Here is a 21692-nt window from a genome sequence, read left to right as displayed (position 1 = left end):
GCGCGCGGGTCACACTCGGACGGCGCGACGAGCATCACGGAAGAAGGGTGTGACGATCCGGGGAGTGCCGGACACCAACCGAACATGAGCAACGACGAGATCTTCGCCGCTGCCTATCGCGAGCACTACTGGGCGGTCAGCCGCTATGTCGCCAGGCGACTGGAGGGGCGGGCCGACGAGGTGGAGGAAGTGGTGGCGGAGGTGTTCACGGTGGCCTGGCGCCGCCGCGCCGACCTGCCCGCAACGCCGCTGCCCTGGCTGTACGGCGTGGCACGCAACTGCCTGGCCAACGCGGTACGCGGCTACGGACGGCGGCGCCGGCTGCTGGACCGGCTGGGCAACGACGAGGCGGCGCACGGCCGGCACATCGTGGACAGCCCCGACGCGGAGGCCCCCGGCGGTTGGGTGCACGAGGCACTGGCCCGGCTGACCCCGGCGGACCAGGAGGTGCTCCGCCTCGCGGCATGGGAGGAACTCGGCGCCGAGGAGATCGCGGTGGCCCTGGGCTGCGGCAGACGGGCGGCGGCCATGCGACTGCACCGGGCCCGGCAGCGACTCAAGACGCAGATCGACCGCTTGCGTCCCCCGGCGGCCGTCGATGCGCTGCCACCGAGGGGGTTCGGTCATGGCTAGCGCTCGGCCTGCCCTGTCTCTCGCATTCGCCGTTCCGTCCGGCACGGGACACCGCCCGGGGCGACCGCCCTGCCCACCCGCGCCCGCTGCTGACGCGACGCCCTGCAAGGAACACCGACATGGCTGAAGAACTCGAACTCCTCCGCCGCGCCAACCCGGTGCCGGCCGACGGCCCCCACTTCGGCGACGGGCCGCTGGACCACCGCGCCGAGCGGCGGCTCCGGCGGCTGATGAGCGAGGACCGGCCGCTCCGCCGTATCGTCCCGCGTGCCCGGCTGCTCTGGGGCCTCGCCGCAACCGCAGTCGTCCTGGTCACCGCCCTGACCGTGCTGATCGGCGGCCCGAGCACCCCGCCGGCCCTCGCCGCGCCGCGCCCGCTGACCGTCCGGGCCCACTCCACGCCCGTACCCCTGAAGGAGCTGGCCGGCCTTGCCGATGCGGCCGCGCAGGACGACACACCGAGCCTGCTCAAGGGCACGCATGTGCAGTCGTGGAGCCTCGGCATGAGTGACGACAAGCCGCCCGTCACCCTCCCCGAGGAGCGGGTCGTGCGCTGGAGGGCGGACGACAGCCACACCGAGCTGGTCGTGGCGACCGACCCGCGTCACCGCGGCCGCCCGGTCCTCACCGACGAGGGCGGCGAGCCGCGACTGGTCGAGGACGGTCACGTCCTCAGCCGGACCACCTACCCGCCGAGTTGGAGCGACGACCCGCCCGAGGCACGCCCGCCGCACACCCCGGCCGCCCTGCGCGACTACCTCGCCGAGACCGTCCGTACCGACTCCCCGCGCACCCCCGAACTCCTCGACGCCGTCAGGGAGTTGCTCGACCACTGGACGCTCGGCGCCCGTGAGTCGGCGGCGCTCGTCCGGGTCCTGGCGGACGCCCAGGGGCTGCGGCCCGTGGGGCAGGTGACGGACCGCCTCGGTCGCCCGGGGCAGGCGTACGTGTACGGCGGCGAGGGCGGGGGAGGTCGGCGCATGCTCATCCTCGACCCCCGCACCGGAGCCGTCCTCGGCCTGGAGACCACCTTCACCCAGGACGAGCCCGAGTGGGGGGTCAAGGCCGGGGACGTCATGGACTACAGCGCCTGGATGCGCTGATCACACCCCGAGCTGCCGGGCGGCGGCGTCGACGGTCTGCTCCAGCAGGGTGGCGATCGTCATCGGGCCGACGCCGCCCGGCACCGGCGTGATCAGCGAGGCCCGCTCCACGGCGGAGTCGAAGTCGACGTCGCCGACGTTGCCGGGGTTGTAGCCCGCGTCGATGACGACCGCGCCCGGCTTGATGTCCTGCCCCCGGATGAGGCGCGGCCGGCCCACGGCGGCGACCACGATGTCGGCCTCGCGCACCGCGGCCGACAGATCCCGGGTGCGCGAGTGGCAGTACGTCACGGTCGCGTCGCGGGCCAGGAGCAGCATGCCCACCGGCTTGCCGAGGATGGCGCTGCGGCCCACCACCACGGCCCGCTTCCCTGCCGGGTCGACGTCGTACTCGTCGAGCAGCCTGAGGATGCCGCCGGGCGTGCAGGAGACGAAGCCCGGCAGACCGAAGCTCATTGTGGCGAACGAGGCGAAGGTGACGCCGTCCACGTCCTTCTCCGGCGCGATCGCCTCGAACGCGGCCCGCTCGTCGATGTGGTCGCCCATCGGGTGCTGGAGCAGGATGCCGTGCACGGTTGGGTCGGCCGACAACTCCCGCAGGGCGCCGACGAGTTCGGTGGTGGTCGTGGCGGCGGGCAGCGCCACGTGCCGGGACTCGATGCCGGCCTTGCGGCAGCGGTTCTGCTTCATGCGGACGTAGGTGACGGACGCCGGGTCCTCGCCGACCAGCACCGTGGCCAGACAGGGCGCGCTGCCCGTCCGTTCGGTGAGATCGGCGGCCTTCTTCGCGGTCTCCTCGACGATGCGGCGGGCGAGGGCGGTGCCGTCCATGAGCCGGGCCTGTGTCATCTGCACTCCTGAGCTGGGTTGACCTTCATCGCCCAGGCGCGCGGCATCCTCCACGGACCGCTCCCCGGTGGTACTCCACCTCAGCGCCAGTCACGGCCCGCCCACAGACTAACCGAGAGCACGAGCGGCACTGAGGCTGCGTCGGCCGATGCGGCTGGCGTGCGGGCGGTGTCGGCCGCGCCGGCCCGGGCCCAGGTCGCGTCGGCGGACGTGGGTGGATGCCGGGGCGGGGGCAGCTTCCCGCGCGCGCATGCCCGGCGCGCCCGCTCTGGTGGTTCGGGCAGTGTCGGCCGCGCCAACCCGGCCCAGACCGCGCTGGCCGGCGTGGGTGGATGTCGGGGCGGGGGGGCGGCTCCCCTCCGGCACGGGCATTCCCGGCGCATGCTCGGCGCCCCGCTCTGGTGGTTCGGGCGGTGTTGGCCGTGTCGGTCCCGGGCCCAGACCGCGGTGGCCGGCGTGGGTGGATGCCGGGGGCGGGGCCAGCTCCCCGCACGGGCATGCCCGGCGCCCGCCCGGCGCCCCCGCTCTGGTCGCCAGGACGGTGCCGCCCCGTCGGCCCGGGCCCAGCCCGCGTCTGCCGACGCAAGCGGCGGTCCTCAGTCCGTGTCCGTCGCAGCGGGCAGCGCCGTCGGATCCGTCCCGGTGAGAAACGCCGACGCCTGGCCGGCCAGCCGGTCCGCGCCGATGGCCTCGGCCCAGCGGACGATCTCCGCCGCCAGCGCGACGGCGCCCGCCTCGTCGCCCGCGTCCCGGGCCAGGACGGCCAGCAGCAGCTGCTGGGAGAGGGTGCCGGGCACCGTGCCGGCCCGGGCGCCCAGCGCGGTGGCCCGGCGCCAGCGTTCCCCGGCCCGCTCGTGGTCTCCGGTGTCGTGGTCCTGACCGCCGAGGTGCCGCAGTGCCTCGCGGGCCAGTAGACCGTCCGCGCCGTCCTCCCCGGCCCGCAGCGCGTCCGTGAAGTGCGTGGCGGCGGCCGTCCGGTCGGCGAAGTGGTTCTCCGTGATCAGCCCGCGGTACATCGCCGCCCAGCCCCGGCGCACCTCGTCCGGGGCCCCGGCGTGCAGCTCCCGTGCCCGGTCGAGGAGGGTGGCGAGAGCCTCGGGGTCCTTGCCGTCCGGGCCGATGCGCAGGGCGCCGTCGACCAGGAGCAGCCGGGAGTAGGTGTGCCTGAGCCGGAGGAAGTCCGTGTCCCAGTCGCCGTCCGGGAACTCCTTCTCGGCTGCATCGATCCGCTCGGCCGCGGTGTCCGTCCCGGCGAACCAGTCGCGGTCCAGGGCGACTTCGGCGGCGGCCCGGGTGAGTCGCGCGTGGTCGGCGGGCTCTTCGACGGTGACCGAGGCCAGCAGCCGTGCGGCCCGGTCCCAGCGGCCCGCGACACTCAACTCCTTTATGGCATCGAGAAGTTCATCGACATCGACGAAGGCGTGCGCAGCATGTGTCATGCCGGGCAAAGTAGTTACCCGAAAAATGATCCACAAGAAAACCACTGCGGGAGGCAGGCAGTGCAGGACTCGGTGGACCGGCACGTGGCCGTCTGGGTGCGCGAACTGGACTGGCTGGACCCGGTGAAAGAGGCGATCATCGCCCGGCTGGCGATCCTCGGTCGGCACACCGCCCAGGCCCGCCGGGAGGTGCTGGACTCCGACGGGCTGAAGTACTGGCAGTACAAGGTGCTGTTGATGCTGCGCAGGTCCGGGCCGCCGTACGAGTCCAGTCCCTCGCAGCTCGCCGACCGGCTCGGGCTGACCCGCGGTGCGCTGTCGGCGCGGCTCGCGCCCGTCGAGGAGGCCGGGCTGATCACCCGTACCCACGAGACCGGCGACCGCCGACGGGTGCGGGTACGGCTCACCGAGGCCGGGCATGCCGCGTTCGAGGCGCACGCGGCAGCGGAGGACGCGGGTGAGGGCGTGCTGCTCGCAGCGCTGACCGAAGAAGAGCGGCGGACGCTTGCAGACCTGCTGCGGAAACTGGTCCTGGCCACCGAGGGCGGCGCGGACGCGCCCGGCCCAGCGTCGCCCGGGCCGAGAAGGTCCAGGTCAGCCGGGAGGTGACCTGGACCCTCGCGACCTTCCTTCCTACTCGTCCCATGCCTGGATCAGGATCTGTTCGGCGATCTTCCCCTCACGCAGGGTGATCATGGACTCGGCGAGGACCCGGGTGCCGTCCGCGTACTCGCAGGACTCGGAGTAGGCGGCGCGGTCGCCCTGGATGACGCACTGGTCCAGCTTGTGCGTCATGTCGCGGCTGTAGACGTCGTCGAGCATCTCGGCTATCTCGCGCCGGCCGTGCAGGACCTTGGGATGGCTGGGCTGGGTGTTGCGGTCGATGATGCGGATCTCCGCGTCGTCCGCGTAGAGGGCGAGCAGGGTGTTCCCGGTGTTCCCTTCTATGCCCCGGCGCAGTGTCTCGGTGTCGAAGGCGGATCCTGTCGCAGCGCCCATGGTGACCTCCTTAAGGCGCCCTGGCCCGGCGGAAGCGGGCCGCACGGGCCCCACCTCCGAGGCTCCTCCGCCCCGGCGGCGACGGCAAGCGCAGCCGACGTGGTCCGCCTGACGGGTGAGCGGCGCCCGGGGACCGTGTCCGGGCGGGGCGCGTCGCCGTTGCTGAAGGCATGATCTCAACACGACGTATCGTCGCCGCCGTCGGTCTGGCCGTCGGTGTCACGGGTCTCGCCGCACCGCTGGCGAACGCGGCCGACGCGGGCGCACCGCACACCGGGCAGATCAACCCGATGACCACACTGGACTCGCTCGCCGTCAGCGACATCCCGGCACAGCACCAGTCTCGGATGCCGCGGGTCTCGGACCAGCTTCGCCCGCTGAACCAGGTCAACGGACTGCAGCGGCTGAACGAACTGCACCAGCTCACCGACCTCGTCGCCCCCGTGACCGGCCTGCTGCCCGCCGTGGAGGCCTGAGCCGCCCACGGACCCGAGGGCCGTCCCGCCCGGGACGGCCCTTCACTGCTGCCCGCCCGATGTGGTCCTTCACTGCCGCCCGCCCCGGACGGCCCTTCGCCGCTGCCCGCCCGGGACCACCCTTCGGCGCTGCCCGCCCCCGGACGGCCCTTCACCGCTGACTGCCCGGACCACCGGACGACGGCCGAAAGATCCACTCTCGTCGTCGTGGCCGATGCCGCCACCGGGCCCTCGCGCGTAGGGTCGGCTCCGAAGGCACATCGAGGAAAAGGGGCCAAGGCCATGGCGCAGGAAGTACGCGGCGTGATCGCACCGGGGAAGGACGAGCCCGTACGGGTCGAGACGATCGTGGTCCCGGACCCGGGGCCCGGCGAAGCCGTCGTACGCGTCCAGGCCTGCGGCGTCTGTCACACCGATCTGCACTACAAACAGGGCGGAATCTCGGACGAGTTCCCCTTCCTGCTCGGCCACGAGGCCGCCGGCATCGTGGAGTCGGTCGGCGACGGGGTCACCGATGTGGCCCCCGGCGACTTCGTGATCCTCAACTGGCGTGCCGTGTGCGGCAATTGCCGAGCCTGTCTGCGCGGCCGCCCCTGGTACTGCTTCAACACCCACAACGCGAAGCAGAAGATGACCCTCGCCGCCACCGGGCAGGAACTCTCCCCGGCGCTCGGCATCGGCGCCTTCGCCGAGAAGACGCTGGTGGCGGCCGGGCAGTGCACCAAGGTCGACCCGGCGGTCTCCCCGGCCGTGGCCGGGCTGCTCGGCTGCGGGGTGATGGCCGGCATCGGCGCCGCCATCAACACCGGGAGCGTCGGCCGTGGCGACTCTGTCGCCGTCATCGGCTGCGGCGGCGTCGGTGACGCGGCCATCGCCGGATCGAACCTCGCCGGCGCGGCGCGGATCATCGCCGTGGACATCGACGACCGCAAGCTGGAGAAGGCGCGCACGCTGGGCGCCACCCACACCGTCAACTCCAAGGAGACCGACCCGGTCGAGGCGATCCGCGAGCTGACCGGCGGCTTCGGCGCCGACGTCGTGATCGAGGCGGTCGGCCGCCCGGAGACGTACAAGCAGGCCTTCTACGCCCGCGACCTGGCCGGCACCGTCGTCCTCGTCGGCGTCCCCACCCCCGAGATGAAGCTCGACCTGCCGCTGCTGGACGTCTTCGGACGCGGCGGCGCGCTCAAGTCCAGCTGGTACGGCGACTGCCTGCCCTCCCGGGACTTCCCGATGCTGATCGACCTCCACCTCCAGGGCCGCCTGCCGCTGGACGCGTTCGTCACCGAGACCATCCAACTGGACGAGGTGGAGAAGGCGTTCGAGCGGATGCACCAGGGCGACGTGCTGCGCTCGGTGGTGGTGCTGTGATGACCACACGCATCGAACGCCTCGTCACCTCCGGCCAGTTCACCCTCGACGGCGGCACCTGGGACGTCGAGAACAACGTGTGGATCGTCGGCGACGAACGCGAAGTGATCGTCATCGACGCCGCCCACGACGCCGAGGCCATCGCCGACGCGGTGGACGACCGCCGGCTGACCGCCATCGTGTGCACCCACGCCCACAACGACCACATCGACGCGGCCCCCGCCCTCGCCGACCTCACCGGCGCCACCATCTGGCTCCACCCGGACGACCTGCCGCTGTGGAAGCTCACGCACCCCGACCGCGAACCAGACCGCCACCTCGCCGACGGCCAGGTCATCGAGGCCGCCGGCGCCGACCTGACCGTCCTGCACACCCCGGGCCACTCCCTCGGTGCCGTCTGCCTGTACGACCCCGGCCTCGGCGTCGTCTTCACCGGCGACACCCTCTTCCTGGGCGGCCCCGGTGCCACGGGACGCTCGTACTCCCACTTCCCGACGATCATCGAGTCCATCCGCGACCGGCTCCTCACCCTCCCGCCGGAGACCAAGGTCCTCACCGGACACGGCGACGCCACCACCATCGGCGCCGAACTGCCCCACCTGGACGAGTGGATCAAACGCGGGCACTGACCCGGGGCCCGGCCGTACGATCACGCCATGACCACCAACACGCTCGAAACACTCCACGACGTGCCCGTTCTGCGCTGTGCCCCCGAAGGCCCCGCCCTCGACAGCGAGCGCGCGGCCCTCGATCTGATCGGTGACGCGATGGGGCAGGGCGCGGAACTGGTGGTGGTGCCGGTGGAGCGCGTCGCGGACGAGTTCTTCCGGCTGCGGTCGGGCGTCGCCGGTGCGGTCGTGCAGAAGTTCGTGACCTACCGGCTGCGGCTCGCCGTCGTCGGTGACATCTCGGCCCATGTCGAGGCGAGCGACGCGCTGCGGGACTTCGTGCACGAGTCGAACCAGGGCGGCCAGCTCTGGTTCCTCACCGGCTACCAGGACTTGGACGACCGCCTGCGCCGCTGAGAAAGGCGACGAGAAACGGCGCCAAGAAGAGGCGACAAGAAAAGGCGACAGGAGATGTCCGGCTTTCCCGTGAGAGTGGACGACGATGAGAGTCGTACCGCACGGGAGGTCGGACATGGCAGGGCCGCTGGAAGGCAAGGTAGCGCTGGTCGCCGGGGCGACCCGGGGCGCGGGGCGGGGCATCGCCGTGGAACTGGGCGCGGCCGGTGCCACCGTCTACGTCACCGGACGCAGCACCCGCGCCCACCGCTCCGAGTACGACCGCCCCGAGACCATCGAGGACACCGCGGACCTCGTCTCGGCGGCGGGCGGACACGGCATCGCCGTCCCCGTCGATCACCTGGACAGGCCCGCGGTACGGGCCCTCGTGGACCGCGTCGCGGACGAACAGGGCCGCCTGGACGTCTTGGTGAACGACATCTGGGGCGGCGAGAAACTCTTCGAGTGGGACACCCCGGTGTGGGAGCACGACCTCGACAACGGGCTCCGGCTGCTCCGGCTCGCCGTCGAAACGCACGCCGTCACCAGCCACTTCGCGCTGCCGCTCCTGCTGCGCCACCCGGGCGGCCTGGTCGTGGAGGTCACGGACGGCACCGCCGCCTACAACCGCGACACCTACCGCGTGAACCTCTTCTACGACCTCGCCAAGGCCTCCGTGCTGCGCATGGCCTTCGCGCTCGGCCACGAACTCGGCCCACGCGGCGCGACCGCCCTCGCACTGACCCCCGGCTGGCTGCGCTCGGAGATCATGCTCGACGCGTTCGGCGTGCGCGAGGACAACTGGCGTGACGCCCTCGACCGCGAACCGCACTTCGCCATCTCCGAGACCCCCCGCTTCGTCGGCCGCGCCGTCGCCGCGCTGGCCGGCGATCCCGACGTGGCCCGCTTCAACGGGCAGTCCCTGTCCAGCGGCGGCCTCGCCCAGGAGTACGGGTTCACCGACCTCGACGGCAGCCGTCCCGACGCCTGGCGGTACCTGGTCGAGGTACAGGACGCGGGCAAGCCGGCGGACGTGACCGGTTACCGGTGAAACCGGGCCCCGCGGCCCTACGGTCACCCCACCTCAAGCGCTTCGCGGGACGTCAGCCGGAAGCCGTCGCGAGCACGTCCAGGACCCGGCGGGTATCGGCCTCGGTGGTGCGCCAGTTGCTGAACGCGGCCCGCAGGGCGGGCACTCCGCCGTACACGGTCGGCGTCAGGAACGCCTCCCCGGACTCGGCGACCGCCCGCGCCAGCGCGTCCACCCGCTCCTGCGTGGGCTCCTCCTCGGCGAGCGTGAAGCAGACGACGTTGAGCCGGACCGGGGCCAGCAGGCGCAGGCCCGGGAGGGCGTCGACGCCCTCGCCCAGCCGGCGGGCGAGGGCCACGTTGCGCTCGACGATCTCGCGGTGCCCGGCCCGGCCGTAGGCCACCAGGGAGAACCAGGCCGGCAGGGCGCGCAGCCGCCGGGAGTTCTCCGGGGTGAGGTGCAGGAAGTCGGGTTCGCCGGTGGGCAGGCCCAGGTACGGCGAGGCGTTGTGGAACACGGCCACCTGGAGGTCGCCGCGGCGGGTGAACTGGACGGCCGCGTCATAGGGCACGTTGAGCCACTTGTGCAGGTCCACACAGACCGAGTCGGCCGCGTCCAGTCCGTCGACCAGAGCGGCGTACTCGGGGGAGAGGGCGGCGAAGCCACCGAACGCGGCGTCCACGTGCAGCCAGAAGTCGTAGCGCTCCTTCAGCGCGGCGATCGCCCGCAGATCGTCGAAGTCGACGGTGTTCACCGTGCCCGCGTTCGCGAGGACGATCGCGGGCCGACCGCCGAGATCCGCCAGTGTCGACTTCAGCGCGGCCACGTCCACGGCCTCCCGGTTGCCCGGCAGCAGCGGCACCCGGCGCAGCCGGTCCCGGCCGATGCCCAGCACCGACATGGCCTTGGCAACGCTGGAGTGCGGGCTGCCGGAGAGCACGTCGACCGGGCCGAGCGCGGCGGCTCCCGCCCGGGAGACGTCCACCCCGAGCCGCTCGCCGAGCCATTCGCGCGCGATCGCGAGGCCGACCGTGTTGGACACCGTCGCCCCGGTCACGAACGCCCCGCTGTGCGCCTCGCCCAGCCCGAACAGCTCGCGCAGCCACGCCACGGTCTCCCGCTCCAGCTCCGCCGCCCAGGATCCGCCCGCCCCGGAGACGTTCTGGTCGAACGCGGACGTCAGCCAGTCCCCGGCGACCGACGCGGGGGTCGCGCCGCCGGTGACGAAGCCCAGGTAGCGGGGGCCGGCCGAGCCGGAGAAGCCGGGCGCCCACCGCTCGGCGAACCGCGCGAGGGCGCCCGCGCCGCCCGCGCCCTCGGCCGGCAGGGGCGCACGCCCGGGAGGCCGCCCGGGTGCGGCGACCGGCCGCTCGGCCAGGCCCGCCACCTCACGGGCGGCGAAGTCGCGGGCGGACTGCAGGAGTTCGGGAAGCCGGGAGAGATCGTCGGCGAGTGTGCGGTGCATGGGCCGCAGCGTAGGCCCGGCGGGGGCTCGTACGACTGGTCCACTTGAGGGAAACTGGACCAGTGGACACAGGTTTCGTCGCCGCGCTCGGTGACTGGCGTGCCCGGCCCGGCCCCCGCGCCCGCTCCCTCGCCACGGCGGTACGCGAGGCGGTCGTCGACGGGCGGCTCCCGGCCGGCTCCCGGCTGCCGTCGGAGCGGGAACTCGCCCGAGTCCTGCAGCTCAGCCGCGGCACTGTGGTGGCCGCGCTGACCCTGCTCCGCGACGACGGCTGGCTCGCCACCCGGCACGGCAGCGGCAGCGTCGTCCGCCTGCCCGCCCGGCTCACCGAGCGCACCACGCCCTGGTCGCAGGACCGGGGCGGCGCCCCCGAAGCCGACCTCGACCTCACCCTCGCCGTCACCGCCGCACCCCACGAGGCCTTCCGCGCCGCCCTCGCCCGCGCCGCCGAGCGCAGCGCCGCCCTGCTCGTCGACTCCGGCGTCACCGGCGCGGGCCTGCCCCGTCTGCGGGATCTGCTCGCCGAGCGCTACACCCGCGCCGGCCTCGCCACCCGCCCCGAGCAGATCCTCGTCACCGCGGGCGCCCAGGCCGCCCTCACCCTGCTCCTGGACCACCTCCACACCGACCGCCGGTCACCCGTCGTCGTGGAGAACCCCAGCTACCCGGGCGCCCTCGCCGTCCTGCGCGCCCGGCGCACCCGCCTCCTGGCCGTCCCCGTCACGGCACCCGACGGCTGGGACACCGACCGCCTCACGGACGCCGTACGCCGGCACAGTCCCCGACTCGCGTACCTGATGCCCGACTTCCACAACCCGACCGGCGCCCACATGGACGCATCGACGCGCCGTACGATCGCCTCTCTCGCCGACCGGCACGGGCTGACCGTCCTCGCCGACGAGACGATGCGCGACCTGGACCTGAGGAGGCCGCCCGGCACCGAACCCCACCTCGCCGGAGCCCGGGTGATCCAGATCGGCTCGGCGAGCAAGACCCTGTGGAGCGGCCTGAGGGTCGGCTGGATCAGGGCGAGCGCGGACCTCGTACGACAGCTGCGGCTGAACCCGCTCCAGGCGCAGCTCTCCCCGCCCCCGCTGGAACAGCTCATCGCCGCCGAACTCCTCGGCGCACCGCTCCCGGACCTCCTGGCCGACCGCCGCGCCCGGCTGCGCGCCCAGCGCGACCACCTGGTCGCCCTGCTCGCCCCGACCGGATGGACGTACACCGTCCCGAAGGGCGGCCTGACCCTGTGGCTGCGCCTCGGCGAGGGCATGAGCGCCACCGACCTCGCGGCCCGCGCCGCCGCGCGCGGACTCGCGGTGACCCCCGGCCCGCGCTTCGCCGCCGACCGCACCACCCTCACCCGGCACCTGCGCCTGCCGTTCACGGCGACGCCGGAGACGCTGACGCGGGCGGTGGGGCTGTTGCGCGCGTGCTCGGGGAGCCCCGAAACCGCCTGACCGGCCTCCGCGCGGCGGCGAAGTTCACCGTTTCGTCACAGCGTGGCCGGAACTACAACCGTCGAGCCGGGCGGCAGGTCTAGTAGGCCGAGAGCGCGGGAATCGCGAAGGGAACCACCCGGGGGAGGCCCTGGGAGCAAAAGGGGAGAAGGGGAAGAGGCCGACATGGGGGACATACGCAGACGAGGTGTCGTCGCGCTCGGCGTCACCGCACTCGTGGCGCCGCTCACGCTCGCCTTCACCGCGGCGCCGGCCCAGGCCGCGAGCTGCACCACGCAGGCGGGGCCGTACCAGAAGCAGGTGGAGAAGTTCCTCGGCCGACCGGTCGACGGAAAGCAGTCGTCCGCCGACTGCAAGGCCATCCAGGCCTTCCAGAACAAGCACGGCATCACGCCCGCCGTCGGCTACGCCGGGCCCGTCACCTGGGGCGTGATGGACCTGATGAACAAGCAGAAGGCCGTCGGGAACGACCCGAACAAGGACGGCAAGTGTCCGGTGAACAAGGGCCGTATCGCCTGCGTGAACCTCTCGCTCCAGCTGAGCTGGATCCAGGACGGCGACAAGCTCGTCTACGGGCCCGTACCGGTGCGCACCGGCCGTGACGGGTACGAGACCCGCACCGGTCTGAAGAAGATCTACTGGCGGGACATCGACCACGTCTCGACCGTCTACAACGTGCCGATGCCCTACAGCCAGTTCTTCGACGGCGGCCAGGCCTTCCACTCCGTCAACCTCAGCATGTGGAACCCGCCGGGCTCCCACGGCTGCGTCAACATGACCACGAAGGACGCCAAGAAGTACTGGTCGCTGCTGAAGACGGGCGACGACGTCTTCGTGTACGGCCGCAAGCCGGGCACCTGAGCCGGTCAAGGCGCCCGGCCACCGGGCTCAGTTCTCCGGCGCGTCCCCGAAGTCGGGGATCTGCAGCCGGACCCCGCCCTGCCGCGCGGACTCGTGCGCGATGATGCCCGGCAGGGTGTAGCGGGCGGCCACCCACGCGTTCACCGACGGCAGAGTCCGGGTGTTGACCGCGGTGACGAAGTCGTCCACCAGGAAGTGGTGGCTGCCCTCGTGTCCGTTGTGCAGCTGGTCGAACTCCCGCGGCAGCCGGGCGCGGTCGTGCACCGGCGCCGACCCGGAGGTGAAGGCGGCCCGCAGCTCCGGCGCGATGTGCCGCAGCGACGGATCGTCGGGCGACAGGGTCGGCTTGGGCTCCAGCAGTTCGCTGATGTCCTTCACGCCGTTCTTGTCCTGCCACAGCGCCACCGTCGCCAGCTGCTCCATGCTCGCCTCCGTCCCGAAGAACCGGAAGCGGGACTCGCGGATGTGCGAGGGGTAGCCGACCCGCCGGAACTCGTTCGTACGGAACGAGCCGCCACCCACCACTTCGAACAGTGCGGTCGCGTTGGACACGTCGTTGTCGAACTGGCTGACCGAACGATCGAAAACGCCGTCACCGCGATCGTCATGCACACCGATCGCCGAGACGCTCACCGCGTGCGTCCGCCAGGCCCCGAGCACCCCGCCCACCGAGTGCGTCGGGTACAGCAGCGGGGGATAGCTGGCGGTCGCCTTCCAGTTCTCGCCGCCGCTGTACTGGTAGGCCTCGTAGAAGCCGAGGTCCATGTCGTGGACGTAGTCGCCCTCGGCGTAGAACAGCCGGCCGAAGGCGCCCTCGGCGATCTGGTTGCGGGCGTGCACGGTCGCCGGGTTGTACTGGCTGGTCTCGCCCATCATGTACGTCAGCCCGGTCGCCCGGGCCGCGTCGATGATCGCGGCTATCTCGTCGGTGGTGATCGCCATCGGCACCGCCGAGTACACGTGCTTGCCCGCGTTCAGGCCCTGCAGGACCAGCGGGCCGTGCGTCCAGCGCTGGGTGAAGATCGCGACCGCGTCGATCGCCGGCGACTCCAGCATGGCCTCGTACGACGGGAACGTGCCCGCGAGCCCCTGTGTGGCGGCGAGCCGCTCGGCCCGCTCGGGCAGCAGGTCGGTGATGTGGACTTCACTCACGCCGGGATGAGCCTGGAACAGTGCGGCGAACTGACCGGAGAACTGGCCGGCACCGACGATGCCGAGGGAGAATGTCATGCGGATTACTTTTGCTTCAGAAGAATTAGACCGTCAAGGGGGCGCTCGAAGCTTTCGCATGCGAGGTTTGATGTCGGTGGAGTCCCAGTAGAGTGAGACTGTTGCTTCCATCTCAAAAGAAACGGAGGGGTCGGCCTTCATGAGCAGCTGGCTGCCGCTGAGCCCAGGGGAACGCTCCGTGGCGATCGAGATCCTCGTGCACGGCCCGCTGTCCCGCACCGAGCTGGCCCGCCGGCTGGACCTCTCGCAGGGCAGCCTCACCCGGCTGACCAAGCCGCTGATCGAGTCCGGTCTGCTGGTGGAGGTGCCCGAGGCGGGCGCCCCGGCGGAGGTGCGCCAGGGCCGGCCCTCGCAGCCGCTCGACATCGTCGCCGAGTCCCGCGCCTTCCTCGGCTTCAAGATCACCGACGACATGGTCTACGGCGTCGTCACCACGCTCCGCAGTGATGTCGTCGCCCGCCTCGACCGGCCGCTGACCGGCCACGACCCCGCGGCCGTGGCCGACCTGCTCGCGCAGATGACCGCCGAACTGGCCGCACGCCACCCCGCCCTCGCGGGCATCGGCATCGGCGTGGGCGGACTGGTGCGGGAGCGTGCCGTGGTCGGCGAGTCACCCTTCCTGCAGTGGCGGGACGTTCCGCTCGCCGAGCTGGTCCGGGAGCGCACCGGGCTGCCCGTGGTCGTCGAGAACGACGTGGCCGCCCTGGTCGAGGCCGAGACCTGGTTCGGCGCCGGACGCGGCCTCGACCGCTTCGTCGTACTGACCATCGGCGCGGGTATCGGCTACGGGCTCGTCCTCGGCGGCAGGCGGGTGCCCTACGCCGCGGAGGACCGCGGCTTCGGCCGGCACCTGATCATCAACCCCCACGGCCCGCTCACCCCGAACGGCGAGCGCGGCAGCGCCGTGTCCCTGCTCGCCATCCCCAGCATCCGCTACCAGATCCGCGCCGCCACCGGCCGGGACGCCACCTACGAGGAGATCCTCGCCGGTGCCGCAGCGGGCGAGCCCATGGCCTCCCGGGTGATCGACGAGGCCGCCCGGGCCCTGGGCACGCTGGTCGCGCAGATCGCCAACTTCGCGATGCCGCAGAAGATCCTGCTCGCCGGGGAAGGCGTGGGCCTCATGGATGTGGCGGGGGACACGGTGCGGGAGACCATCGCCACCCACCGGCACCCGCTGGCCCCTCCGGTCGGCCTGGAGACCAAGGTCTCCGACTTCCACGACTGGGCGCGCGGAGCGGCCGTGTTGGCGATCCAGGTCCTCGTGCTCGGCGCGGACCGGGCATGAACTCCCGCTCGCACTTGACAGATTGACGTGATGAGTAACACGGTCCGAAATGTCCGGATCAGGCGTACTTACTCACAGCGCCTTCACCTCCGTCGGCATATGCTTCACAGCATGTCCACCACTGTTGAAGCCGTCTCCGAGCGATCGGCCGACGAGGTCAACGAGGAGATCAGGGCCCTGTGGCGCCGGTCGGGCGGGACACTGACCACCGAGCAGCGCGCGGAGTACCAGCGCCTCGTGATGGAGTGGGCCGCAGCGGCCCCGCAGCCGCACCAGGCGGCCTGAACCTCTCTCGTCAGCCCCACGTCGCCGAGTAGTACCGCTGGTACGCCTTGCGGTCCTGCTCGGCCCGGATGTAGCGGGTCGCGACCAGCGCGATCAGACTCCCCGCGATGACCAGCAGCCCCGGACCGACGTTCCGGGTGTCCGTGAGCTGCGCCAGCAGCGTCTCGCCCTGTGCGGCGCCCGTGACCGGCGCCGTGGAACCGGGCGAGGCCGCGCTCGGCGCGACGGCGCCCTGCGTGGCCGCGCCGGACGGTGCGGGGGAGGCGGACGCGCCCTGTGCGGCGCCCGCGTTCTGCGCCGACACGATGAGCCGGACGTTCAGCGCCGCCATCGCCTTGGTGATCGGCTGGAAGAACGTCGTCCCGCCCGTGGTGCAGTCCCCGTTGCCGCCCGAGGTGACGCCCAGCGCGACGCCCTCGGAGAACAGCGGGCCTCCGCTGTCGCCCGGTTCGGCGCACACGTTGGTCTCGATGAGTCCGGTGACCGTGCCCTCGGGATAGTTCACGGTCGCGTTCAGCCCGGTCACCTGGCCGTCGTGCAGCCCGCTGGTGCTGCCGCTGCGGAACACCCGCTGCCCGACCGCCGGATCGGCCGCACCGGTGATCCGCACCCCCTTGCCGCCACCGACCGCGACCACGTCGGCACCGTCACCGGCCTTGCCGGAGTTGTACTGGACGAGTGAGAAGTCGTTGCCGGGGAAATTGCTGCTGACCGTCTTGCCCAGCTGCTGGTTGCCCTGGTTGTCGGCGAACCAGATCGATCCGGCGGGCCCGCAGTGGCCGGCGGTCAGGATGAAGTCGCTTCCCCCGTTGGTGACGTTGAAGCCCGCCGAGCAGCGGCCGCCCGTCGACAGGATCGGCTGCGCCCCGTTCAACCGCGTGGTGAACGTGCCCTTCGTACGTTCCATCTGCACGAAACCGCCGATCCTCGCGGCGACTTGGGTCATCCGGGACCAGTCGGCCGCCGACACCGTACGGTCGGCCTGCACCACGACCCGGTTGGTCCGGTAGTCCACCGACCAGGCGGTGCCCGCCACCCGGGGCGCCGAACGCAGGGTGGCGGTGGCCGACTTCAGCTCGTTCATGCTGTGCGACACGACCTTCGCCTCGGCCCCGGCCTGCCGCACCGTCTGCGCCGCCCGCGCGTCGGTCACCGCCACGACCGGACGCCCGTCACCGCCGATCCAGCTGCCCGCCGTCCGTGCCGTGCCGAGCTTCGCCACCAGCGCGGCGCCCGTGTCACCGGCCGTCCCGGCCGAACTGAACGGCCTGGCGGACGCCGGGGGAGTCTCGCTCGCCATGGCCGCCTGCGCGACCATCGCACCTCCCAGGAGCAGTCCGCCGACCGCCGCCAGCCGTGTCACTCGCCGGACGACCCGTCGTCGTGCGTGCCTCATGCATGGCTCCCGAACCCCGAACGCGCGATGCCCGTGCCGGCACCGCGGGGCCCTCCGGTCGTCGAGCGCCCGACCCTGAGTACGTGGCCCGGCCCGGCGGCGTTCACCGGCGGCGGTGATCTTCTCGACTCGTCTCCGCCGCCGGCTCCCGCGCCCCGTCAGGCCTTGCGCGCCACCCCGCCGAACATGGCGACCTCCTCCGGCTCGGTGCCGTCGGTGCCCTCGGGGCGCCAGCGCGAGCAGGACACCACGCCCGGCTCCAGCAGCTCGAGACCGTCGAAGAACCGGGTGACGTCCTCGGGCGTGCGCTGGGTCAGCTTCGGAGTGCCGTGCTCGTTCCAGAACTTGACCGCCTCGTCCACGTCGGGCATCGACGGGCTGGTGATGGTGTGCGACAGCACAAGGTGGCTACCCGACGGCAGCCGGTCCGTCAACTGCCGTACCAGGCCGTACGGGTCCTCGTCCTCGCCGATGAAGATGACCACGCCGAGCAGTATCAGCGCCACCGGCTTGCTGAAGTCCAGTGTCTTCGCCGCGTGTTCGAGGATCGCGTCGACGTTGCGCAGGTCCTCGTCCAGGTAGTCGGTACGGCCCTCGGGCGTGCTGGTGAGCAGGGCGCGGGCGTGCGCGAGGACGAGCGGGTCGTTGTCGACGTACACGATCCGCGCGTCCGGCGCGATGCGCTGGGCGACCTCGTGCGTGTTATCGGCCGTGGGCAGCCCGGTGCCGATGTCCAGGAACTGCCGGATGCCCACCTCGTCGACCAGGTGACGTACCGCCCGGCCCAGGAACAGCCGGTCGGCGCGCGCGTACTCCCCGATACCCGGGTGCAGTTGGCGGATCTGGTCGCCGGCCGCGCGGTCGACCTCGTAGTTGTCCTTGCCGCCGAGCCAGTAGTTCCAGATCCGGGCCGTGTGCGGCTGGCTGGTGTTGATACGGGCGCGCAGCGACACGGCCACGTCGTTGGTGGCTGCCGGGTTGTCGGTCACGTGGGTTCAGCTCCTGGATGCCTGATGAGAGGTGCGCCATTCAAGACGCAATCTAGACGCCCGAGTTGATCTGTGCCGCACGTCCGGGGCTTTCCGTTGAGTACTTGTGAAGCATGCTCTAGCCCTGGGTTTTGATGAGCGGTGCGTCTCGTGTGAACTTTCGGAATCCGACGCTGTAGTACAGACCGCGTGCTCCGGGATGTCCTGGTGCGCCGAGGCAGGCGACGGTCATGTGCCTGGCTCCGGCTTGCCGGGCGAGGTGCATGCCGTGCAGCAGCATCGCTCTGCCCAGCCCGCGGCGTCGGTAGCGGGGATGGGTGCCGACCGGCTCGAATTGGGCGGTTCCGTTCGCCGCATCGAGCCACATGATCGTTGATGCGGCCATGGTTCCGTCCGGTGCTTCGACGAGGACGTGCAGGTCGCTGCGGTACGGCGGTGTCTGCCGGACGCCTTCGTAGCCTTCGGCTGTGTACGTCGACGGAGCCCAGGCGTCCACGTGGGCCTGGACCGCGGCCCGCGGCCCGGCCTCGTCGGCGGTGCGGAACCGGAATCCGTCCGGCACCGCCGGCTGTTCCACGTCATCGAGGTTCCGCTCGTTGAGTTGTGTCCAGGAACCGGTGTCGCCGAGCGAGGCGGGATCGGTCCGGTAGCCGTGCGCCGCCCATCGCTTCAGGGCGAACTCATCGACGGCGCTGGGTACCACGGTGCGCTCGATGCCGACCGTGACACTGGCGTACCAGTCGATCACCTCGTCCGTCAGCTCGCCGTGGCCGGGATGGACTTGATAGGTCAGAGAGGCGCTGGTGATGTCCTTCACCGAACCGTCGCTCCGCCTGACCCGGTGTGGCAGACAGACCCAGCCCCAGGAGACCGGAGCGTCACCGGAGAACCACAGCCGGCGCAGCCAGCTCCCGCCGTCGCTCACGTGCCCTTTGCCCCAGGTCCAGGCCAGCTCTCCGATCGAGGCGCCACTGTTCACCAGGTCGGGACGGACGGCAGTGACCCGCTGCGCCAGGCCCTGCATGAGCTGCAGGTCCGCAGCAGTCACGGTCTGGGAGTCCTCCATGGTTGGCCACTGTGCCAGGGCTCCGCGCAGCCATCGACCCCTTTTTTCCAGGGGCGAGGATCACAGCCGGCCAGAGGCGCAACGCCCGAAGCGCATCATGCTCCCGTCCTCCGTTCCGCGCAGGCGACGATCGCGGCGGGGGTCATGGTGCGGTTTCGCGAGGCCGAGCCTCAAGCCTGGTCGGCGACGAGCGGTGTCTCGGCGTGCTGCTCGGCCTCGGCTGGGGCCGTTGCCTGCACGCGGCCGCGGGGAAGGATCGTGGCCACGACGAGCGAACCGGCTCCGGCCACGCACACACCGGCGATCATCGGTGGCGTCAGGTTGTCCAGCGCCCCTGTCGACGTCGTGCTCGCCGCGGCGCGTCACCGGCCTTGACGTCCCCTGCCCGCCTCCCCAACTGGAGCGGTTCTACCTGCCGACCGTCACCAGGGTCCTGGACGCCGTCGCGGCCACCTTCAGGGATTGCGTGAGCGCACCGATGACGACACGAGAGACAGCTGAGACGGCGACGCAGGACACGGCCGAGTGCGTGTTCGTCCTGCCGGACCTCGGCGAAGGCCTGGTTTCGGCGGAGATCATCGAGTGGCTGGTCGAGGTCGGCGATGTGGTCGAGATCGACCAGCCGGTGGTGGTGGTCGAGATGGTCAAATCGACCGTGGAACTGCCCTCGCCGTACCAAGGACGCATCACGGAGCTGCATGCCGAAGTCACCAGGACGGTCCCGGTCGGCGCGCCGTCGGTGTCCCTGATCGGACCGCGGGGCCAGCAGCCGCCCGTGGGCGGCAACCCACCTCGTCGTTCAGCCCCAGGCTCCGGCGGCCGGGGCGACCGAACCCCCGGCCGGACGGGCCATTCGGCGGAGAGGGCAGGATTCGAACCTGCGTGGATGTCGTTACGAGCATGAAGTGGCGCACCTACCCCGAGGACGTGCTGTCGGCGACGGCCCCGGGTCCTCCGTCCACGGTCGAGCCCGTGGCTCCACGCAAGCGGGTCATCGCGGTCGGCAGACTTGAGCACATGCCCGACTCGTGGCAGGCGACCTCCAGGAAGCGGCCCTCCGCGGCCCCGCCCGCCCGGCTCGCCCCGTATCCGGTCACACCACAGCCACCTATCTTGAGCCCCATGACCAGCATCCCGCACGACACACCCGGCGAACCCGACCCGCTGCGCGTCCTCGGCCTGGAGCGGCTGCGATGTCGTATGAGCATGAAGTGGCGCACCTACCCCGAGGACGTGCTGCCGCTGTGGGTCGCCGAGATGGACGTACCCCTCGCCGAGCCGGTCGTCCGCGCCGTCACCGATGCGCTCGCCCTCGGGGACACCGGCTACCCCGCGGGCACCGCCTACGCCGAGGCCCTGGCCGCGTTCGCCGCCAAGCGCTGGGACTGGCACGGGATCGCCGTTGAGCGCACGGCGATCGTTCCGGACGTGATGCTCGGTGTGGTCGAAATGCTCAAACTGGTCACCGGCCCCGGGGATCCGGTGATCGTGAACGCGCCGGTGTATCCGCCGTTCTACCAGTTCGTGACCCACATGGACCGCCGCGTGGTCGAGGCCCGGCTCGGCGCCGACCTGCGCATCGACCTCGATCTGCTGGCGGAGACGTTCCGCGAGGCGACCGCGGGCGGCGGCCGGGCCGCCTTCCTGCTGTGCAGCCCGCACAACCCCACCGGCACCGTGCACACCGCCGCCGAACTGGCCGCCGTGGCCGACCTCGCCGAGCGGTACGGCGTCCGGGTCGTCGCCGACGAGATCCACGCCCCGCTCGTCGCCCCCGGCGTCACCTTCGTGCCGTACCTGAGCGTGCCCGGTGCCGAGCGCGGCCTGTCGCTGATGTCGGCGTCCAAGGGCTGGAACCTCGCCGGGCTCAAGGCCGCGCTCGCCCTCGCCGGACCCGGGGCCGTCGCCGACCTCGCCCGGCTGCCCGAGGAGGTGAGCCACGGACCCAGCCACCTCGGGGTCATCGCCCACACGGCCGCCCTGAACGACGGCACCGGCTGGCTGGACGCCCTGCTGACCGGCCTCGACGCCAACCGGCGCCTGCTCACCGCCCTGCTCGCCGAGCACCTGCCGGCGGTCCGCCCCTGTCCCGCCGAGTCCACCTACCTGGCCTGGCTCGACTGCCGTGCCCTCGGGCTCGGCGACGACCCCGCCGAGGTGTTCCTCGACCGGGGCCGGGTCGCCCTCAGCTCCGGCGTGCTCTTCGGCACCGGCGGCGCCGGGCACGTGCGTCTGAACCTGGCGACCTCACCGGAGATCCTCACGGAGGGGGTACGGCGCATGGCGGCGGCCCTGGGCTGAACCAGGGGCGCGCGGCCTCTTAGACTGCCGGAATGGACGACACGCGGCTGGACCGGCTCGGCTCCGGCAAGTACCTGCTGGTCACCAGCTACCGCAAGGACGGCACCCCCGTCGCGACCCCGGTGTGGGTGGTCCGGGACGGGGACGCCCTGGGAGCGTGGACGGCCGCCGACAGCTGGAAGGTCAAGCGGATCCGCCGGCGCGCCGACGTCCTCGTCGGACCCTGCGACCTGCGCGGCAACCCCACCGGCGACCAGCTCCCGGCCACCGCCGAGATCGCCGACCCGGCCACCACCGCCCGCTACCGCACCCTCGTCGCCCGCAAGTACGGCATCGTCGGCCGTCTCACCCTGCTGGGCAGCCGGCTGCGGCGCGGCCTGGAGGGCACGGTCGGGATCCGGGTGACGCTGAAGCCCTGAGGAGGCCGCTGCTTCCTCAGGGCTCCAG

Annotated in this window: 24 protein-coding genes, 1 tRNA gene, 1 pseudogene and 1 riboswitch; of the genes and pseudogenes, 15 read left to right on the top strand and 11 right to left on the bottom strand. The window is 72.0% G+C overall.

Translation table 11 applies throughout. The features are described 5' to 3' along the window. Positions 1-84: 84 nt before the first annotated feature. Positions 85-633, top strand: a complete 549-nt coding sequence (locus CRP49_RS39930) for an RNA polymerase sigma factor (RefSeq protein WP_097258274.1) — start codon at positions 85-87, stop codon at positions 631-633. Between the two features lie 119 nt (positions 634-752). Continuing rightward, positions 753-1736 carry a CU044_5270 family protein gene (locus CRP49_RS39925; RefSeq protein ID WP_097258273.1) on the top strand — a complete coding sequence of 328 codons (984 nt, stop codon included), beginning with the start codon at positions 753-755 and terminating at the stop codon, positions 1734-1736. Here the strand turns inward: CRP49_RS39925 and CRP49_RS39920 are convergent, their stop codons facing one another. Beyond that, positions 1737-2585 (bottom strand): bifunctional 5,10-methylenetetrahydrofolate dehydrogenase/5,10-methenyltetrahydrofolate cyclohydrolase, encoded by an 849-nt coding sequence (locus tag CRP49_RS39920; protein ID WP_097258272.1) that lies wholly within the window; start codon positions 2583-2585, stop codon positions 1737-1739. A 23-nt stretch (positions 2586-2608) separates the two neighbouring features. Then, positions 2609-2689, bottom strand: a riboswitch (ZMP/ZTP riboswitch). 492 nt (positions 2690-3181) lie between these two features. Next, positions 3182-4024 (bottom strand): hypothetical protein, encoded by an 843-nt coding sequence (locus CRP49_RS39915; RefSeq protein WP_097258271.1) that lies wholly within the window; start codon positions 4022-4024, stop codon positions 3182-3184. Positions 4025-4084: 60 nt separating this feature from the next. Between CRP49_RS39915 and CRP49_RS39910 the strand changes: the two genes are divergently transcribed. Continuing rightward, complete coding sequence (locus CRP49_RS39910; RefSeq protein WP_097258270.1) at positions 4085-4633, top strand: MarR family winged helix-turn-helix transcriptional regulator; 549 nt, start codon at positions 4085-4087, stop codon at positions 4631-4633. 24 nt (positions 4634-4657) lie between these two features. Here the strand turns inward: CRP49_RS39910 and CRP49_RS39905 are convergent, their stop codons facing one another. Next, positions 4658-5023, bottom strand: a complete 366-nt coding sequence (locus tag CRP49_RS39905) for a nuclear transport factor 2 family protein (protein ID WP_097258269.1) — start codon at positions 5021-5023, stop codon at positions 4658-4660. 170 nt (positions 5024-5193) lie between these two features. Here CRP49_RS39905 and CRP49_RS39900 point away from each other — a divergent pair, with 170 nt between their 5' ends. The 5 genes from CRP49_RS39900 (at position 5194) to CRP49_RS39880 (ending at position 8925) form a co-directional block, all read left to right on the top strand. Next, positions 5194-5499 (top strand): hypothetical protein, encoded by a 306-nt coding sequence (locus tag CRP49_RS39900; protein ID WP_097258268.1) that lies wholly within the window; start codon positions 5194-5196, stop codon positions 5497-5499. Between the two features lie 282 nt (positions 5500-5781). Then, positions 5782-6870, top strand: coding sequence for an S-(hydroxymethyl)mycothiol dehydrogenase (locus CRP49_RS39895; RefSeq protein ID WP_097258267.1), 1089 nt, complete (start codon positions 5782-5784; stop codon positions 6868-6870). Beyond that, complete coding sequence (locus CRP49_RS39890; protein WP_097258266.1) at positions 6870-7499, top strand: MBL fold metallo-hydrolase; 630 nt, start codon at positions 6870-6872, stop codon at positions 7497-7499. The genes CRP49_RS39895 and CRP49_RS39890 overlap by 1 nt, the downstream gene beginning before the upstream one ends. A 27-nt stretch (positions 7500-7526) precedes the next feature. Then, positions 7527-7895, top strand: coding sequence for a DUF4180 domain-containing protein (locus CRP49_RS39885; protein WP_097258265.1), 369 nt, complete (start codon positions 7527-7529; stop codon positions 7893-7895). Between the two features lie 115 nt (positions 7896-8010). After that, entirely contained in the window at positions 8011-8925 is a 915-nt protein-coding gene (locus CRP49_RS39880) for an SDR family oxidoreductase (RefSeq protein ID WP_097258264.1), read from the top strand. Positions 8926-8977: 52 nt separating this feature from the next. On the opposite strand, the gene CRP49_RS39875 is transcribed toward CRP49_RS39880, so the two are convergent. Continuing rightward, positions 8978-10369 carry a pyridoxal-dependent decarboxylase gene (locus CRP49_RS39875; RefSeq protein WP_097258263.1) on the bottom strand — a complete coding sequence of 464 codons (1392 nt, stop codon included), beginning with the start codon at positions 10367-10369 and terminating at the stop codon, positions 8978-8980. A gap of 62 nt (positions 10370-10431) precedes the next feature. Here CRP49_RS39875 and CRP49_RS39870 point away from each other — a divergent pair, with 62 nt between their 5' ends. Together CRP49_RS39870 and CRP49_RS39865 are read left to right on the top strand one after the other, a co-directional pair. Continuing rightward, positions 10432-11829 carry a PLP-dependent aminotransferase family protein gene (locus CRP49_RS39870; protein ID WP_143670096.1) on the top strand — a complete coding sequence of 466 codons (1398 nt, stop codon included), beginning with the start codon at positions 10432-10434 and terminating at the stop codon, positions 11827-11829. Between the two features lie 165 nt (positions 11830-11994). Continuing rightward, a complete protein-coding gene (locus CRP49_RS39865) occupies positions 11995-12690 on the top strand; it encodes a L,D-transpeptidase (protein ID WP_097258261.1) in 696 nt (231 codons plus the stop codon). Between the two features lie 27 nt (positions 12691-12717). Here CRP49_RS39865 and CRP49_RS39860 read toward each other — a convergent pair whose 3' ends face one another. Next, positions 12718-13920 (bottom strand): Gfo/Idh/MocA family protein, encoded by a 1203-nt coding sequence (locus tag CRP49_RS39860; RefSeq protein ID WP_097258260.1) that lies wholly within the window; start codon positions 13918-13920, stop codon positions 12718-12720. 139 nt (positions 13921-14059) lie between these two features. Here CRP49_RS39860 and CRP49_RS39855 point away from each other — a divergent pair, with 139 nt between their 5' ends. Both CRP49_RS39855 and CRP49_RS47315 read left to right on the top strand, forming a co-directional pair. After that, positions 14060-15208 carry an ROK family transcriptional regulator gene (locus CRP49_RS39855; RefSeq protein ID WP_097258259.1) on the top strand — a complete coding sequence of 383 codons (1149 nt, stop codon included), beginning with the start codon at positions 14060-14062 and terminating at the stop codon, positions 15206-15208. Between the two features lie 99 nt (positions 15209-15307). Beyond that, positions 15308-15493 (top strand): hypothetical protein, encoded by a 186-nt coding sequence (locus CRP49_RS47315; RefSeq protein WP_101375428.1) that lies wholly within the window; start codon positions 15308-15310, stop codon positions 15491-15493. 10 nt (positions 15494-15503) lie between these two features. Here CRP49_RS47315 and CRP49_RS39845 read toward each other — a convergent pair whose 3' ends face one another. The 4 genes from CRP49_RS39845 to CRP49_RS47570 all read right to left on the bottom strand — a co-directional run bounded on the left by CRP49_RS39845 (position 15504) and on the right by CRP49_RS47570 (position 19252). Then, positions 15504-16889, bottom strand: coding sequence for a S1 family peptidase (locus tag CRP49_RS39845; RefSeq protein WP_097258258.1), 1386 nt, complete (start codon positions 16887-16889; stop codon positions 15504-15506). A gap of 158 nt (positions 16890-17047) precedes the next feature. Then, a complete protein-coding gene (locus CRP49_RS39840; protein ID WP_097258257.1) occupies positions 17048-17878 on the bottom strand; it encodes an SAM-dependent methyltransferase in 831 nt (276 codons plus the stop codon). 118 nt (positions 17879-17996) lie between these two features. After that, a complete protein-coding gene (locus CRP49_RS39835) occupies positions 17997-18944 on the bottom strand; it encodes an N-acetyltransferase (protein WP_097258256.1) in 948 nt (315 codons plus the stop codon). Between the two features lie 170 nt (positions 18945-19114). Further along, on the bottom strand, positions 19115-19252 hold the full coding sequence (locus tag CRP49_RS47570) for a hypothetical protein (protein WP_181926094.1): 138 nt from the start codon (positions 19250-19252) through the stop codon (positions 19115-19117). 170 nt (positions 19253-19422) lie between these two features. Between CRP49_RS47570 and CRP49_RS47565 the strand changes: the two are divergent. Beyond that, positions 19423-19668 (top strand): annotated as a pseudogene (locus tag CRP49_RS47565) (biotin/lipoyl-containing protein); the annotation flags it as partial. 133 nt (positions 19669-19801) lie between these two features. Here the strand turns inward: CRP49_RS47565 and CRP49_RS47310 are convergent. After that, positions 19802-19865, bottom strand: a tRNA-Ser gene (locus CRP49_RS47310). Continuing rightward, positions 19859-20068, bottom strand: a complete 210-nt coding sequence (locus tag CRP49_RS46640) for a hypothetical protein (protein ID WP_143670095.1) — start codon at positions 20066-20068, stop codon at positions 19859-19861. The genes CRP49_RS47310 and CRP49_RS46640 overlap by 7 nt, the downstream gene beginning before the upstream one ends. Here CRP49_RS46640 and CRP49_RS39825 point away from each other — a divergent pair. Together CRP49_RS39825 and CRP49_RS39820 are read left to right on the top strand one after the other, a co-directional pair. Next, entirely contained in the window at positions 20067-21245 is a 1179-nt protein-coding gene (locus tag CRP49_RS39825; protein ID WP_097259285.1) for a MalY/PatB family protein, read from the top strand. The genes CRP49_RS46640 and CRP49_RS39825 overlap by 2 nt on opposite strands. Before the next feature lie 32 nt (positions 21246-21277). Then, a complete protein-coding gene (locus CRP49_RS39820) occupies positions 21278-21664 on the top strand; it encodes a PPOX class F420-dependent oxidoreductase (RefSeq protein WP_097258255.1) in 387 nt (128 codons plus the stop codon). Positions 21665-21692 lie beyond the last annotated feature (28 nt).

The organism is Streptomyces sp. Ag109_G2-15 (assembly GCF_900215565.1).
Lineage (GTDB): Bacteria > Actinomycetota > Actinomycetes > Streptomycetales > Streptomycetaceae > Streptomyces > Streptomyces diastatochromogenes.
This window is presented reverse-complemented; position numbering and strand designations above follow the sequence as displayed.